Consider the following 16,252-nt stretch of genomic DNA (forward strand, 5'->3'; position numbering starts at 1 on the left):
ACCGCCTTCGCGAGCAAGCTTTGCTCCTGCAGTCAGATCCGAATCATTTCCCGCACCTTCGCCGTCAATAGATCAAACGTAAACGGCTTGGCGATCATCTGCATGCCCGGGTCAAGAAAGCCGCCGCGCACTGCCGCATGCTCTGCATAGCCCGTAATGAACAGCACCTTGAGATCCGGCCGATATTGCCGGCCGATTTCCGCCAGTTGTCGACCATTCATCCCGGGCAGTCCGACGTCGCTGATCAACAGATCGATGCGTTGTGTTGAATTGAGAATCGGCACCGCGCTGGGGGCGTCGGCGGCTTCGACGAAGGCGTAACCCAGGTCACTCAGCACCGTGCTGACCAGCACGCGCACGGCTGGATCATCTTCGACTATCAGCACGGTTTCACCATTCTCGGCGATCAGCGCGTGTTGAATATCGACGGGTTCGTCCTGATAGACGTCGCCCCCGTAACGGGGCAGGTACAGACTCACTGTCGTGCCTTTGTCTTCTTCGCTATCAATCACCACGTGGCCCCGCGACTGTTTGCTGAAGCCGTAGATCATCGACAATCCAAGGCCGGTGCCCTGGCCGATCGGCTTGGTCGTGAAAAACGGGTCAAAGGCGCGATTGATGGTGCTTTGCGGCATGCCGCAACCATTATCCGTGACGCTCAGCACTACAAATTCGCCAGGTTCGAGATTGCTGTGGGCGGCAGTGAAGCTGGCATCCAGAAATTGATTGCTGGTTTTAACCACCAGGTTGCCGCCGTCGGGCATGGCGTCGCGGGCGTTGATGACCAGGTTGAGCAGGGCACTTTCCAGTTGATTGGGATCTGCCTCCGCTACCCACAATTGCGGGTCCAGTTGCATGTCCAGGTGTATGGTTTCATTGATGCTGCGTTGCAGCAGTTCGCCCATCGCAACCACCAGCGCGTTCATCTCGACGGGTTTGGAATCCAGCGACTGACGCCGGGAAAAGGCCAGTAGACGATGGGTCAGGCCGGCCGCGCGGTTTGCCGAGGTCACGCCCAGATCGATCAGGCCGTCGAGGTCCTCGGTGCGGCCCCGGGCGATGCGCCGGCGCAGAAGCTCGAGGCTGCCGATGATGCCGGTCAGCATGTTGTTGAAGTCGTGGGCAATACCGCCGGTGAGCTGGCCGACCGCTTCCATCTTTTGCGATTGGCGCAGGGCTTCTTCGTTATGGCGCAATTGGGCCGTACGCTCCTCGACCTGCTGTTCCAGCGTCTCGAGGGTAGTCTGCAAGCGCATTTCGCTTTGGCTGAGGTCGATCAACCGATCCCTGGCTTCGTATTGTCGTCGGCGGCCGCGCAAAGCGGTGGTCACCAGACTGATCAGCGTCACCGGATGAAACGGGCGCTCAAGAAAAGTGACGTTGCCCAGCTGCGGGCCGAATCGAGAGGCGGGGTTCTGTTCCGGGCCGCCGTGGTACGTCATCAACACGATAGGCAGATCCGACCAGGCCGGCTGTGCCTCGATCAGGCTGAACAGCGGTTCAAGGTCGCTGCCCAGGACAGCCTCGGAAGAAATCAACAACACCCCTGCACCGTTCTCCAGCTCCGTGCAAAGTTCCATCAGATCGCGAGTGATGATGCCCTCGTAACCGGCTTCGTTGAGCATCTTCAGAGCGATTTGGCTGTCACGTCCCAGCGGCGCGAGAATGATCGCGCGTTCGGAACTCGCCTGCGCAACATTCACGGGGTTTGATCCTCAAGCAACGGTTTGCTTTCACCCATGTAGGTCGGCACGCCGCGCAGTACACCCTGAAACGCATCCAGCGGTTTGCCGATGGTCATGCCGGATGCACTGATGCGGTATTCCCGAATGGTCGTCTCATGGCTGCCGGTTCGTTTCTTGATGACCGAAATCGCCCGACGCACCTGTCCCAATGCCTCGAAGTAACGTAGCAGAATCACGGTGTCGGCCAGGTAAGTGATGTCGACCGGCGATTGCATGTCGCCGACCAGGCCATGCTGGGCGACCGTCATGAACGTCGAGGCACCACGGCGATTGAGGTACAGCAGCAGTTCATGCATGTGCAGGACCAGTGCGTTCTCTTCGGGCATGGCGGCCTTGTAGCCGTTGATGCTGTCGATCACTACAGTCTTGATATCGCCTTCATCGACGCAGTGGCGAACGCGGTGTGAAAACTCGCCCGGCGACAGTTCCGCGGCGTCGACCTGCTCGATCAGCAGGTTGCCGGTGGCTCGCAGGGCCTGCAAATCGATGCCCATGTTATTCATGCGTTCGAACAACAGGCCGAGCTCTTCGTCGAAGATGAACAGTGCGGCTTTTTCGCCGCGCGCCACTGCCGCTGCCGCGAAGATCATCGAGATGAGCGATTTGCCGGTACCGGCCGGGCCGAGGATCAAGGTGCTGGACCCCGTTTCGATACCCCCGCCGAGCAGGGAATCCATTTCGCCGATGCCGCTGGTCAATTGCTGGCGCTGGTAACCACCGCGATGTTCGGCCGCCACCAGACGCGGGAAGACATGCACGCCGTCGCCCATGATAGTGAAATCGTGAAAGCCGCCGCGGTACTTTTGACCGCGGTATTTCACGACGCGGACGCGGCGGCGTTCGGCGCCATAGTTCGGGGCCAGTTCTTCCAGGCGGATGACACCGTGCGCCACGCTGTGCACGGTTTTATCGAGGGATTCGGTGGTCAGGTCGTCCAGCAACAATACGGTGGCGTCGTAGCGCACGAAGTAATGTTTGATCGCCAGAATCTGCCGACGATAACGCAGCGAACTCTGCGCCAGCAGACGAATCTCGGACAGGCTGTCGAGCACTACGCGGGTTGGCTTGACCCGTTCGACCACTTCAAAGATCTGTTTGGTGGCTTCGCCCAATTCAAGGTCGGAGGAGTAGAGCAGGCTCTGCTGGTGGTCGGCGTTGAGCACGCTTTCCGGCGGTGTCAGCTCAAAGATGTGGATGTTTTCATCCAGCTCCCAGCCATGGGACCGCGCGCCCTGGCGCAACTCATGTTCTGTTTCGGAGAGGGTGATATACAACGAGCGCTCGCCGGCTCTGGCACCGGCCATCAAAAATTGCAAAGCAACCGTGGTTTTACCCGTTCCGGGCTCGCCTTCCAGAAGGAAGACATGACTGCGGGACAATCCACCGGCGAGGATGTCATCCATACCTTCGATCCCGGTGGCGGCTTTTGCACTGAACAACTCGTTAGACTTCGACAAAAAATGCCCTCTCATGACTAGGGGAAGCGAGGCAGCAAGCTGAATAGCTGAATGAACTGCCTGTTCACTTGACCGTTGGCCGAGACAGCGGTTCCACATCATCGATCAGTTATTAAAGACCTTGTTGCAGCGCCGGGTCGTCCGGATTCATTTGTTCCAGTTGCGCGAGCAGGATCTGCACGTTCTGCAGCTGTCCGCTTTCCTTCCAGTAATTGATCAACAACACCCGGGCGCGGCGGTCAGCGGGATGGCGCTGAACGATTTCCTGCAACTGGTTCTGCGCGGCCTCCAGTTCTTCCTGGTCATGCAGCGTGGTGGCGAGGTCGTAGCGATAGTCCTTGTTGTCCGGTTCCAGCTCCACGGCTTTCGACAAGCCCAGCAGGGCGAATTCACTTTGATCATGATGCAGCAACCACATGCCCAACGCGTGTTGCAGGTACGCCGAATCAGGCTGTGCTTTCAACTGTCTGGCCAATAACAGGCGAGCGGCTTCACTTTGCCCCCGTTTGTCCAACACTTCGATTTGCATCACCAGCGCCGGCAAATTGTCCGGAGCAAGGCGCAAGGTGTGTTCGAGCGCCAGTTGCGCGTCCTTGTACTCGCCATTGTGCAGGTGCAGCCGAGCCAGCTGGATCTGGTTGTCTGCGGTCTCCGGGGTGTTTTTCAGCGCTTGCTTCCATGCGTCGACCGCCTGCTGCAGCGGCCCGAAATACAGCCCGAGAGTGTCCGGCGACAAGCCGAGCAGGGCGTTGACCGCGGCAAAGCGTACGCGTTGATCGCTGTCGTCCAGCAAAGGCCCAAGCAGCAAACTGCGTTGCCCGCCGGGGACCAGGCCGCTGATGCTTTTGATCGCAGCAACGCGCACATCGGCCGAGGGGTGCTGCAGATCGGCGTCGGCCAGTTTCAGGGCGACCGAGCTGGGGTAATTCGGCAGTTCGGCATGCAGCCAGATGCGCCGTTTGGGCGAGATGTCCGGGCGGCCGAGTTGCTGATACAGCATGCGCGCTGCACCTGGGCGGCCTTCGCGGGCCTGGGTCAGGGCTTCGCTGTAACCGCGCTTGATCGCTTCCGGTATCACCGGCGTGCTGCTGCGCAGATAAAGCGAGGCAACACCAATGGCGAACAAAGCGCACAGGCTGATGATCAGGTAGCGGCGGGACTTGGTCATGCACGTATCCGAAGCTGGCAAGTTTTGCAAAGTTGCCAGCTTCGGTCAGGCTGGGCCGTGAGTCAAACCTGGCATGTCCTGTACCGGTGGCGGCCGATCAATCGAGCAGCTCCGGGCGCCGGCGAAACTGTTCGAGCGCTTCGGGATTGGCCAGCGCATCGGTGTTTTTGACGGGTTGGCCATGCACCGCGTTGCGCACGGCCAGCTCGACCACTTTGCCGCTGATGGTCCGCGGAATGTCGGTCACGGCGACGATTTTCGCCGGCACATGGCGCGGCGTGGTGTTGGCGCGGATCAACTGGCGGATGATGTCCCGCAAAGCGTCGTCGAGCTCGATACCGTTCTGCAGACGTACAAATAACACCACGCGCACGTCGTCCTGCCACTGCTGGCCGATGACGACGCTATCGGTCACCTGCGGAATTTTTTCAACCTGACGGTAAATTTCCGCCGTGCCGATGCGCACGCCGCCGGGATTGAGCACCGCGTCCGAGCGACCGTGAATCAGCATCGCGCCGTGCGGCAACTGTTCGGCGTAATCGCCCTGCGCCCACACGCCAGGGAACTGGCTGAAGTAGGACGCGCGCAGTTTTTCTCCGCTCGGGTCATTCCACAAGCCGATCGGCATGGCCGGGAAGTGCCGGGTGCACACCAGCTCACCTTTCTCGCCGATCACCGGTCTGCCGGCGTCGCTCCAGACTTCTACGGCCATGCCGAGGCTCTTGCCCTGGATTTCGCCGCGGCGTACCGGCAGCAGCGGATTGCCGTTAACAAAGCACGAAACGATGTCGGTACCGCCGGACATGGAAGCCAGGCACAGCTCGCTTTTGAAATCGCGGTACACATAGTCGTAACTCTGCGGCGACAAGGCAGAACCGGTGCACAGGAGGATTTTCAGGCTGTCCAGCGCATGGCTTTGCCGGGGTTTGACACCACTGCTTTGCAGGGTCGCGAGGTATTTGGGGCTGGTGCCGAAGACGCTGATGCGCTCGTCGTCGATCAAATCGATCAAACGCTCGGGCCCCGGATAAAACGGCGAGCCGTCGTACAGCACCACGGCACTGCCCACTGCAAGGGCCGAGACCAGCCAGTTCCACATCATCCAGCCGCAGGTCGTGTAGTAGAACAGACGGTCACCGGCCCCGAGATCGCAATGCAGGCCATGTTCCTTGACGTGCTGCAACAGCACGCCGCCGGTGCTGTGAATGATGCATTTGGGCACGCCGGTGGTGCCGCTGGAATACAGGATGTACAGCGGATGATCGAAGGGCACGGCGACGAAGTCAGGCTCGCCGCCTGGTTCGTAGAAGTCATCCCACAGGGCAACATCGCCCTGCGTGTGAAAATTTTCCATGCGTGCCTGTGGCCGCGCGTACGGAACAACGATCAGCTGTTGCAGGGTCGGCAGCCGTTCGAGGATTTCGTTGACCTTGGCAGTCTGGTCGATGCCCTTGCCCGCATAGTGGTAGCCAGCGCAGGTGATCAGCACTTTTGGTTCGATCTGGCCGAAGCGGTCGATCACGCCTTGGGTGCCGAAGTCTGGCGACGAGCACGACCAGATCGCGCCGAGGCTGGTGGTGGCGAGCATGGCCACCAGCGTTTGCCAGGTGTTGGGCATGCACGCGGCAACCCGGTCGCCCTGACCAACACCAGCCGCCTGCAGGCTATTCTGAAAACCGGCAACGTGTTCCGCCAATTCTGTCCAGGTCAGCTGTTCGCGCTGACCGTTCTCACCAATGGCCACCACGGCCACGGCATCGTCGCGCCGGCGTAGCAAGTGCTCGGCGAAGTTCAGCGTGGCGCCGGGAAACCATTGCGCACTGGGCATGTGCGCACTCTCGACCAGTACCGCATCCGCTTGGGTGTGGAAGCGCAGGTCGAAGAAGTCGACGATCGCCTGCCAAAAATCCTCGCGATGCTCGATAGACCACTGGTGCAGGGCGGGGTAGTCGTCGATTTTCAGGTGTTGACGCTGGTTGATGAAGCGCCGGAAGGCATCCATGCGGGTTTTGCCGATGCGTTCAGCGCTGGGTTGCCAGAGAATGTCGGACATGGTTTGCCTCTTTTTTATGCATACACGCAGGCTACTTTAGAGCGGGCCTCTGTGGCGAGGGGGCTGCTGTGGCCTGGGATTTATCTGTGGCGAGGGGGCAAGCCCCCGTTGGGTGGCGCAGCCGCCCCAGTCGGCCTCACCGGTATTGATCGGATACCGGGACCGCAATTGGGACGGCTGCGCCGTCCAACGGGGGCAAGCCCCCTCGCCACGGACAGGTCCACTCACCACGAAATGATTGGTGGGTTATTGCGCCAACCACCCACCATCAATATTCCACGCCGCCCCGCGCACCTGGCTACCGGCATCGCTGCACAGGAACAACACCAGTTCGCCCAGTTGTGGCGGCGTCACGAATTCCAGCGACGGCTGCTTTTCGGCGAGCAGATCATGCTGCGCCTGCTGCGGATCGATCCCTTTGGCGATGCGGTCATCAATCTGCTTCTGCACCAGCGGCGTCAATACCCAGCCGGGGCAGATCGCATTGCAGGTCACGTTGGTGGTGGCCGTTTCCAGGCCGACCACTTTAGTCAGCCCGATCACGCCGTGCTTGGCCGCCACATAAGCCGCCTTGCCCACCGAGCCGACCTGGCCGTGCACCGAGGCGATGTTGATGATCCGCCCCCAGCCCTTGGCGCGCATGCCGGGCAGGCTCAAACGAGTGCTGTGAAACACCGATGACAGGTTGATCGCGATGATGGAATCCCAGCGCTCGACGGGGAAATCCTCCACCGACGAGACGTGCTGAATGCCGGCATTGTTGACCAGAATATCGACGCCGCCGAACTCGCGCTCGGCGTAAGCGAGCATGTCGGCGATCTGCGCGGGGTCGCTGACGTCGGCCGGGTGATGGCCCACCTTGCCGCCGCTGCTTTTATTGAACTGCTCGACTTCGGCAATCACCTTCGCGGCATCGCCGAAACCGTTAAGGACAATGTTCGCGCCGGCCTTGGCCAGGCTGAGAGCGATGCCCAGACCAATGCCGCTGGTGGAACCGGTTACCAATGCAGTTTTGCCCGTAAGAGTTGTCATCAATACCTCACACAATGCCAGTGGCGTAGAACGTACCGATCACCACGAAAACCGCCAGGGTCTTGATCAGCGTAATACAGAAAATGTCTTTGTAGGCTTCGCGGTGCGTCAGGCCGGTGACCGCGAGCAAGGTGATCACCGCGCCGTTGTGCGGCAGGGTGTCCATGCCACCACTGGCCATGGCGGCCACGCGGTGCAGCACTTCCAGCGGAATGTTCGCCGCATGCGCCGCAGCGATGAAATCGTCGGCCATCGCCGCCAGGGCAATGCTCATGCCGCCGGATGCCGAACCGGTGATGCCCGCCAGCAAGGTGACTGTGATCGCTTCGTTGACCAGCGGGTTGGGGATGTTTTTCAGCCAGTCGGCCAGTACGAGAAAACCCGGTAACGAAGCGATCACGGCACCGAAGCCGTATTCCGAGGCGGTATTCATCGCCGCCAGCAGCGCACCGCTGACCGCGCTTTTACTGCCTTCAGCCAGCTTGCTGCGAATCGCCTGAAAACCGAATGCCAGCACCATCAGAATGCCGATCAGCAACGCTGCCTGAACCGCCCAGATGGCCGTGAGCTTGGCGATTTCGGTAGTGACCGGCGCGCTCATGCCCGGCAGCGCAAGGCTGTGGGTTTTGCCGTACCACTGCGCAATCCACTGGGTGAACAGCAGGTTCATGATGCCGACCGCGAGCAAAGGCGAAAGGGCGAGCCACGGATTAGGCAGTTTGATATCTGCTGCGGTTTCCGGCTCATTGCGCAACTCGGTGCCGTAGCCTTCGCCACTGCGCTGAGCCTTGTTACGTTGACGCTGCAGGAACAGCATGCCGGCGCTGAACACGAAAATCGTGCCGATCACGCCCAGCCATGGCGCTGCCCATGCGGTAGTGTTGAAAAAGGTGCTGGGGATGATGTTCTGGATCTGCGGCGTGCCGGGCAGGGCGTCCATGGTGAACGAGAAGGCGCCCAGAGCAATGGTCGCCGGGATCAGGCGTTTAGGAATATTGCTCTGTCGGAACATCTCGGCGGCGAACGGATAGACCGCGAAGACCACCACAAACAGCGACACGCCTCCGTACGTCAGTATCGCGCAGACCAATACGATCACCAGCATCGCCTGACGGGTGCCCAGCACGCGAATGGCAGCGGCAACAATCGAGCGCGAGAAACCCGACAGTTCGATCAGCTTGCCGAACACTGCACCGAGCAGGAATACCGGGAAATACAGTTTGATGAAGCCGACCATTTTTTCCATGAACACCCCGGTAAATGCGGGGGCAACGGCGGACGGGTCGGTGAAGAGCACGGCGCCGAGGGCGGCAATGGGGGCAAAGAGAATAACGCTGTAGCCACGGTAGGCGGCGAGCATCAGCAGCGCGAGGGCCGCCAAGGCAATGGTCACACTCATGGTGTGTCTCCTGGATTGTTATTTTTTTGGGGTGAGGCTGGTGGGAGAGGGCTTTAGCGAGATGTGTGCCAGATTGGTAATGTGTTGATTTAAATAACAATATTTTTGAAGCTGCTATGGGGAGGCTCGGGCAGTCTCTATTTCGAGAAATTATGTGTTTGTAATGGACCCTTCGCGGGCAAGCTTCGCTGCTACGGGATTGCGCTTGGCCCTTGTAAGAGCGAGGCTTGCCCGCGAAGAGGTCCGGTCTACCAATAGAGATCAGCGTCTCTTTATGGAGACTCGGCAATCCCCAAAGCGACCATCTTTTTGTACAACGTCGAGCGCCCCAACCCCAATCGCGCCGCAGCATCAATCACTTTGCCCTCGCATTGCGCGAGTGCATTCTCGATCAGCTGCCGATCAAACCGCTCCCGCGCCGCGCTGAACGTTTCCAGTGCGGGCGGTTCAAGCGCTATCGGAGTCGCGCGCTCCACCGGCGTGAATGTACCGATCGCCGCGCGGATATCCCCGGCATTCAACATCAGGTCATCACTGAGCAGCGCTGCACGTTCCAGCACATTGCGCAGCTCGCGAATATTGCCCGGCCAGGCGTGTTGCCCCAATAATTCCAGCGCTTGCCGGTTCAGTTCGTGCTGACTGCGCAGTTCTTCCAGAATCGCTTCGCTCAGGGCTGGCAAGTCGTCGAGGCGCTCGCGTAGCGGCGGAACCTGGATCGGGAGGACGTTGAGGCGGTAATACAAGTCAGCGCGGAATTCCCCGCGCTTGATCGCCGCCTCAAGGTTGGTGGACGTTGCGGCGATCACTCGCACATCGCTCTGGATCACCTCATTGGAGCCGACCGGCTCGAACTCTTTCTCCTGCAACACCCGCAGCAGTTTGCTCTGCAAGGGCAGTGGCATGTCACCGATTTCATCGAGGAACAGCGTGCCGCCCTGAGCGATCTGCAACTTGCCGGCGCGGCCCTTGCGATCAGCGCCGGTAAACGCGCCGGGGGCGGTGCCGAAAAATTCCGCTTCCAGCAAGGCTTCGGGAATGGCCGCGCTATTGACGCTGACAAAGGCTTTGTGCGCTCGCGGCGATGCGCCATGAATTGCTTGCGCGAGCAGTTCCTTGCCGGTGCCGGTTTCGCCCAGCAACAACACCGGCGAATCGGCGCTGGCGCTGCGGCGGGCGCGGCGTTTGACTTCCAGGCTGGCTGCACTGGTGCCGATGAAATGGGCAAAGTTGTACTTGGTCTGCCGGGCACGCAACAACGATCGGGTGGAGGCCAGTTCTTCCTGCATGCTCATATAGCGTTTGAGCATTGGCGACAGGCTGCGCAGCTCGTCGAACAAGGCAAAACCGATCGCGCCGATCACCACGCCAGCATCGTCTTGAATCGGCAGACGCATGACCACCAGCGGTTCTTTGGGCGTGTCCTGCATGTCGAGCAGAATCGGTCGTCCGGTGCGTACCACTTCCCGCAGCAGGCTGCCGGGGATCACGCTTTCGCAGGCTTTGCCGATGGCCACCTCAGCCGATTCCAGGCCAAAGCGTCGGGCGTAGCGCTCGTTCATCCAGACGATGTTGGCGTCCCGGTCGACAATTACCGTGCCTTCACTCGACTGCTCGATGATTTCGAACAACGAGCGGATCGCCAGCAGGCGAACGCGTTGGTAGTCCTTCAGGCTTTCGGTGGTGTTCATGGTGGTTGGTCCTGGTTGTGTATTGCCTGTGTGGACGCCATCGCCTGTTGGAGCAAAGCTTGCTCGCGAAGGCCGCGACCCGGTGTAACGACTGGACTCCGTTACCGCGGATGCGCCGCCGCCAACAGCTCTTTGGTATAGGGGTGCTGCGGCGAATCAAATACCTCATGGCTGGCACCGCGTTCAACCACTTTGCCGTCCTTGACCACGATCAGGTCATGCGCCAGCGCGCGCACGACCGCCAGATCATGACTGATGAACAAATAGGTCAAGCCATGTTTTTCCTGTAAATGGCGGAGCAGGGCGACCACTTGTTTTTGCACGGTGCGATCCAGCGCCGACGTCGGTTCATCGAGCAAAATCAGCGCCGGCTTCAACACCAATGCCCGCGCGATGGCGATACGCTGGCGTTGACCGCCGGAAAACTCGTGCGGATAACGATGCCGACTCAGCGGGTCAAGGCCTACTTCCTGCAGCGCTTGAATCACCTGCGCGTCGCATTGCTCGGCGCTCGACTGGCTGTGAACTTCAAGGCCTTCGCTGATAATCTGCGCCACCGTCATGCGCGGGCTCAAACTGCCAAACGGATCCTGGAACACCACCTGCATCTTCTTGCGCCATGGCCGCAGTTGCTTTTGCGTCAGACCGTCCAGCGCTTCGCCCTCGAAGCGAATGCTGCCGTCCGAATCGAGCAGGCGCAGGATCGCCTGACCGAGTGTCGATTTGCCGGACCCGGACTCACCGACAATGCCCAGTGTCTTGCCGCGCTGAATGTTCAGGCTGATGCCGTCCACGGCGCGCAGGTAAGTCTTGCGTCTGAACAGACCGCCACTCAATTGAAACTTCACATTCAGGTCGTCCACTTCCAGAACGTTTTCGCGCTCGTCCCGAGCCAGCGCTTCACCCTCGGGTTCGGCATTCAGGAGCACGCAACTGTAGGGATGCTGCGGTTCGGCGAACAGGGTTTCGCACGACGCTTGCTCGACGATTTCCCCGGCCTTCATCACGCACACGCGCTGGGCAATACTACGCACCAGATTGAGGTCATGGCTGATCAGCAGCAGCGACATGCCAAGCCGCTGTTGCAGGGATTTGAGCAGGATCATGATTTTGCGCTGCACGGTCACGTCCAGCGCTGTGGTCGGCTCGTCAGCGATCAGCAACTGTGGTTCGCAGGCCAGTGCCATGGCGATCATCACCCGCTGCCGTTGGCCGCCAGACAACTGATGCGGATACGCCTTGAGGCGATCCTTGGGTTTCTGAATGCCCACCAGCTGCAGCAGTTCGAGAATCCGCGCTTGTGCAGGTTTGCCGGTCAAGCCCTTGTGCAGCAAGAGGGTTTCGCCGATCTGCTTTTCAATCGTGTGCAACGGATTGAGCGAGGTCATCGGCTCCTGAAAGATCATCGCGATGCGGTTGCCACGCAGTTCCCGCAAAACCCGGGATGAGGCGCCGAGCAATTCCTTGCCGTGATAGCGAATGCTGCCGGTGGTGTGAGTGCCGGTCTCGGGCAGCAGTTGCAGGATGGAGTGCGCAGTGACCGATTTGCCGGAACCGGACTCCCCGACCAGCGCCAGGCATTCGCCGGGGCGGATATCCAGGGACAGGTTGCACACCACGGTCTGGCCATTGAAGGCGACGCACAGATCACGGATTTCGATCAGGTTGAGACTCATGCTTGTCATCTCCGCATCAGCATCGTTGTTCAAAAGCGACGGCCAGAATCAAGATCGCCGATCAAGATCGAGGATCAAGATCGCGGATCAAACGCATCGCGCAATGCTTCGCCAATGAACACCAGTAAGGAAAGAATCAGTGCCAACGTGAAAAACGCCGTCAGCCCCAGCCAGGGTGCTTGCAGGTTTTGCTTGCCCTGACCGATCAGCTCGCCTAACGACGCGCTGCCGGCCGGCATGCCGAACCCGAGAAAATCCAGCGCCGTCAGCGTTGAGATCGCCCCGGTCAAAATGAACGGCAGGTAACTGAGCGTGGCATTCATCGCGTTGGGCAGAATGTGCCGCACGATCATTTTACGGTCGGTCAGGCCCAGCGCCCGGGCGGCTTTGACGTATTCCAGATTGCGCCCGCGCAGGAACTCGGCGCGCACCACGTCGACCAGCGCCAGCCAGGAAAACAGGGCCATGATCCCCAGCAGCCACCAGAAATTCGGTTCGACGAAACCCGAGAGGATAATCAGCAAATACAGCACGGGTAACCCCGACCAGACCTCCAGCACACGCTGGCCGATCAAATCGACCCAGCCACCGTAGTAACCCTGCAAGGCGCCGGCCGCGATGCCGATCAATGCGCTGATAACCGTCAGCATCAACGCAAACAGAATCGACACCCGCGCACCGAAGATCACCCGGGCCAACACGTCGCGCGCCTGGTCGTCCGTGCCCAGCCAATTAACATTCGACGGCGGACTGGGTGCGGGTTTGCTCAAGTCATAGTTGGGCGTGTCGTCACTGAACGGAATCGGCGGAAACAGCAGCCAGCCACCGTCCTTTTTGATCAGGTCCTGCACGTAATCGCTGCGATAATCGGCCTGAAACGGCAGTTGCCCGCCGAACGCCTGCTCGGTGTAGCGTTTGAACACCGGGAAGTACAACGAGTCCTGGTAGCTGACGACCAGCGGCTTGTCATTAGCGATCAGTTCACCACCCAGGGTCAGCAGGAACAGGCCAATGAACAGCCAGAGTGACCACCAGCCACGACGGTTTTTCTTGAAACGTTCGAGACGACGACGAGCCAGGGGCGAGAGCGTAAGCATCAGGCGTTCCTCGCAGCAAAATCGATGCGCGGATCAACCAGGGTGTAGCACAGGTCGCCGACCAGTTTTATCAGCAGCCCAAACAATGTGAAGATGAACAATGAACCAAACACCACCGGATAGTCCCGCGACACGGCGGCTTCATAACTCATGCGACCCAGGCCATCGAGCGAGAAAATGACTTCGATCAGCAGCGAACCGGCGAAGAACACGCTGATGAACGCCTGGGGAATACCCGACACCACCAGCAACATCGCGTTGCGAAACACATGGCCGTACAGCACCCGGCGTTCGCTCATGCCTTTGGCGCGGGCGGTGACCACGTATTGGCGGGTGATTTCGTTGAGGAAGGCGTTTTTGGTCAGGATGGTCAGGGTCGCGAAACCGCCAATGACCAGCGCCGTCACCGGCAACACCAGATGCCAGAAGTAATCGGCAATCTTGCCCACGGTCGACAAGGACTCGAAGTTGTCCGACACCAGACCGCGCACGGGAAACCAGTTCAGCGACGTGCCGCCGGCGAACACGACGATCAGGAACATCGCGAAGAGAAACGCCGGCATCGCATAGCCGATGATGATCGCGGTGCTGCTCCAGATATCGAAATGACTGCCGTGATGCACCGCTTTGCGGATGCCCAGCGGGATGGATACCATATACGTGATCAGTGTCGCCCAGAGCCCCAGGGAGATGGTCACCGGCATCTTTTCCAGGATCAGGTCGGTGACCGTGGCGCCGCGGAAGAAGCTCTTGCCGAAGTCCAGTTGCGCGTAGCTTTTGAGCATCAACCACAGCCGCTGCGGTGCCGGTTTGTCGAAGCCGTATTGCTTTTCGATTTCCTTGATCAGTTGCGGGTCGAGGCCACGGCTGGCGCGCGAGCTTGCGCTCATGACGTCGCCGGAACTGCCGCCGACACTTGCGCCACCGATCCCTTGCAAATGCGCGATTGCCTGCTCGACCGGGCCACCGGGCGCGGCCTGGACGATGACGAAGTTGACCAGAAGAATGATCACCAGCGTCGGAATGATCAGCAGCAGGCGCCGCAGACTATAAGCCCACATCAGTGCGGCCCTCCGGGTCTGCCACGCTTGATCAGCTCGGCGGTCATCTGCTGGTTGGTCAGTGGCGTGGTACTGACCTCCCACCAGCTTTCGATCACCTCGTCGTTGGCCGCCTGCACGCTGGGTATTCCGAAGCGGTTCCACCACACCGTCGAACTGCCCGGCGGGTAATAGTTGGGGATCCAGTAATAATTCCATTGCAGCACCCGGTCCAATGCATGGGCGTAGCGCAACATGTCGGTCTTGGTGGACGCACGCACCAGCCCGTCGACGAGCGTATCGACAGCCGGGTTTTTCAATACCATGTAATTGTTCGAGCCCGGATCGTTCGCCGCGACCGAGCCGAAATAGTTGTACAGCTCATTGCCCGGCGAGGTGGTCACCGGGTAGCCGGTGACGATCATGTCGTAATCGCGCGACATCAGGCGATTGACGTATTGGGACGAATCGATACGACGGATGTTCAGGTCGATGCCAATCTGCTTCAGCGTGCGTTTGTAGGGCAGCAGCATACGGTCGATGCCGTTCTGGCTGACCAGAAAGGTGAAGCTCAACGGCTTGCCATCAGCGTTCACCAAATGATCACCGTCGGGTTTCCAGCCGGCCTGCTCAAGCAGCTCCAGCGCGTGTAACTGCTTGTCGCGGATCATCCCGCTGCCATCGGTTCTCGGGGCTTCGAACACTTGGGTGAACACTTCGTCCGGAATCTGCCCGCGCAACGGTTCGAGGATGGCCCGTTCGGACGCATCGGGCAGCTCGCGGGCGGCGAGTTCGCTGTTGGAAAAATAGCTTTGCTGGCGGATATAAAGGCCACGCATCATCTGCCGGTTGGTCCATTCGAAATCCCAGAGCATTACCAACGCCTGGCGCACGCGGCGATCCTGGAACAGCGGATTTTGCAGATTGAACACAAACCCTTGAGCCGACTGCGGCGCGTTTTGCGCCAGATGCGCTTTTTGCAATCGACCATCGCTGAGCGCCGGGCTGTCGTAACCGATCGAATAACCGGTCGCGGAGAATTCACGATTGTAATCGTACGCGCCGCCGCGCAAGACCTGCCGCGCTACGTCCGTGTCGCCAAAGTACTCGATGCTGAAGTGATCGAAATTGTACAGGCCACGACTGACCGGCAGGTCCTTGCCCCACCAGTCGGGATTGCGTTCGAAGGTAATGGTGCGGCCCGAATCGACTTTGCCGACTCTATAAGGGCCGCTGCCCAGGGGCGGCTCGTAACCGCCGCCGCCGGCAAAGTCGCGGGTCTTCCACCAGTGTTCGGGCAATACCGGCAGGGTCGCGATGTCGAGGGGGAGGGTGCGGTTCTCGTTGGTTTTGAAGTCGAAACGCACGGTGCGCGGGGCTTCCACTTCAACGCCTTTGACGTCGGCAAACTGCGCGCGGTAGCGCAGGCTGCCTTGGGTCATCAGCAGGTTGAAGGTGTAACGCACGTCTTCAGCGGTAATGGGCTTGCCGTCGGCGAAACGCGCTTCGGGATTCAGATAGAAACGTAGCGAGAGACCGTCATCGGCGCGTTCCATGTACTGCGCCACCATGCCGTACACGGTGTAAGGCTCATCCTGCGACCGCTGGGCAAGAGGCGAATAGAGAAGGCCGTCGATCTGCGACACGCCAATGCCTTTGTCTATATAAGGAAGGATGTGATCAAAGTGACCGATCTCAAGCGCCGACCGCCGCATCGTGCCACCCTTGGGGGCCAATGCATTCGTGTAGTCGAAATGGGCGAAACCGGCGGGGTATCTGGCCGGCTCACCGTAAACGGTCAGTGCATGTTGCGGGGCGGCATTCACACCGGCGGCACCCAATAACAGGGCCACGGCAGTGAACAGGAAAGTCGGGAAAGCCAGTCGCATTGTCAGCC

Annotated in this window: 11 protein-coding genes; all 11 read right to left on the minus strand. The window is 59.9% G+C overall.

Annotated features, from left to right (window positions below; all coding sequences use genetic code 11):
* Window positions 1-32 precede the first annotated feature (32 nt).
* The 11 genes from ACYZT1_RS12560 to ACYZT1_RS12610 all read right to left on the minus strand — a co-directional run bounded on the left by ACYZT1_RS12560 (window position 33) and on the right by ACYZT1_RS12610 (window position 16,244).
* Window positions 33-1,703 (minus strand): ATP-binding protein, encoded by a 1,671-nt coding sequence (locus ACYZT1_RS12560; protein ID WP_462015051.1) that lies wholly within the window; start codon window positions 1,701-1,703, stop codon window positions 33-35.
* The gene (locus tag ACYZT1_RS12565) at window positions 1,700-3,202 is read right to left on the minus strand and encodes an ATPase domain-containing protein (RefSeq protein ID WP_462015052.1); all 1,503 of its coding nucleotides are present in this window, start codon (window positions 3,200-3,202) and stop codon (window positions 1,700-1,702) included. The genes ACYZT1_RS12560 and ACYZT1_RS12565 overlap by 4 nt, the downstream gene beginning before the upstream one ends.
* A 112-nt stretch (window positions 3,203-3,314) precedes the next feature.
* Window positions 3,315-4,370, minus strand: coding sequence for a tetratricopeptide repeat protein (locus ACYZT1_RS12570; RefSeq protein WP_462015053.1), 1,056 nt, complete (start codon window positions 4,368-4,370; stop codon window positions 3,315-3,317).
* 97 nt (window positions 4,371-4,467) lie between these two features.
* Window positions 4,468-6,423 (minus strand): acetoacetate--CoA ligase, encoded by a 1,956-nt coding sequence (locus ACYZT1_RS12575; protein WP_462015054.1) that lies wholly within the window; start codon window positions 6,421-6,423, stop codon window positions 4,468-4,470.
* Window positions 6,424-6,669: 246 nt separating this feature from the next.
* Window positions 6,670-7,455 carry a 3-hydroxybutyrate dehydrogenase gene (locus tag ACYZT1_RS12580; RefSeq protein ID WP_462015055.1) on the minus strand — a complete coding sequence of 262 codons (786 nt, stop codon included), beginning with the start codon at window positions 7,453-7,455 and terminating at the stop codon, window positions 6,670-6,672.
* A 7-nt stretch (window positions 7,456-7,462) separates the two neighbouring features.
* Window positions 7,463-8,854 (minus strand): GntP family permease, encoded by a 1,392-nt coding sequence (locus ACYZT1_RS12585; RefSeq protein ID WP_462015056.1) that lies wholly within the window; start codon window positions 8,852-8,854, stop codon window positions 7,463-7,465.
* Window positions 8,855-9,126: 272 nt separating this feature from the next.
* A complete protein-coding gene (locus ACYZT1_RS12590; RefSeq protein ID WP_462015057.1) occupies window positions 9,127-10,542 on the minus strand; it encodes a sigma-54 interaction domain-containing protein in 1,416 nt (471 codons plus the stop codon).
* A gap of 101 nt (window positions 10,543-10,643) precedes the next feature.
* Window positions 10,644-12,218: an ABC transporter ATP-binding protein gene (locus ACYZT1_RS12595; RefSeq protein ID WP_462015058.1), complete on the minus strand. Its 1,575-nt coding sequence runs from the start codon at window positions 12,216-12,218 to the stop codon at window positions 10,644-10,646.
* Between the two features lie 74 nt (window positions 12,219-12,292).
* A complete protein-coding gene (locus ACYZT1_RS12600; RefSeq protein ID WP_462015059.1) occupies window positions 12,293-13,315 on the minus strand; it encodes an ABC transporter permease in 1,023 nt (340 codons plus the stop codon).
* Window positions 13,315-14,376, minus strand: coding sequence for a microcin C ABC transporter permease YejB (locus ACYZT1_RS12605; RefSeq protein ID WP_462015060.1), 1,062 nt, complete (start codon window positions 14,374-14,376; stop codon window positions 13,315-13,317). The genes ACYZT1_RS12600 and ACYZT1_RS12605 overlap by 1 nt, the downstream gene beginning before the upstream one ends.
* Window positions 14,376-16,244, minus strand: coding sequence for an extracellular solute-binding protein (locus ACYZT1_RS12610; protein ID WP_462015061.1), 1,869 nt, complete (start codon window positions 16,242-16,244; stop codon window positions 14,376-14,378). Before ACYZT1_RS12610 ends, ACYZT1_RS12605 begins: the two co-directional genes overlap by 1 nt.
* Window positions 16,245-16,252: the final 8 nt, after the last annotated feature.

It is taken from the genome of Pseudomonas sp. PB3P13 (genome assembly GCF_054897735.1).

Coding starts and splice junctions, on each gene's coding strand:
- ACYZT1_RS12570 (WP_462015053.1), bottom strand. CDS start 4,370: ATGACCAAGTCCCGCCGCTACCTGATCATCAGCCTGTGCGCTTTGTTC.
- ACYZT1_RS12575 (WP_462015054.1), bottom strand. CDS start 6,423: ATGTCCGACATTCTCTGGCAACCCAGCGCTGAACGCATCGGCAAAACC.
- ACYZT1_RS12580 (WP_462015055.1), bottom strand. CDS start 7,455: ATGACAACTCTTACGGGCAAAACTGCATTGGTAACCGGTTCCACCAGC.
- ACYZT1_RS12585 (WP_462015056.1), bottom strand. CDS start 8,854: ATGAGTGTGACCATTGCCTTGGCGGCCCTCGCGCTGCTGATGCTCGCC.
- ACYZT1_RS12590 (WP_462015057.1), bottom strand. CDS start 10,542: ATGAACACCACCGAAAGCCTGAAGGACTACCAACGCGTTCGCCTGCTG.
- ACYZT1_RS12595 (WP_462015058.1), bottom strand. CDS start 12,218: ATGAGTCTCAACCTGATCGAAATCCGTGATCTGTGCGTCGCCTTCAAT.
- ACYZT1_RS12600 (WP_462015059.1), bottom strand. CDS start 13,315: ATGCTTACGCTCTCGCCCCTGGCTCGTCGTCGTCTCGAACGTTTCAAG.
- ACYZT1_RS12605 (WP_462015060.1), bottom strand. CDS start 14,376: ATGTGGGCTTATAGTCTGCGGCGCCTGCTGCTGATCATTCCGACGCTG.
- ACYZT1_RS12610 (WP_462015061.1), bottom strand. CDS start 16,244: ATGCGACTGGCTTTCCCGACTTTCCTGTTCACTGCCGTGGCCCTGTTA.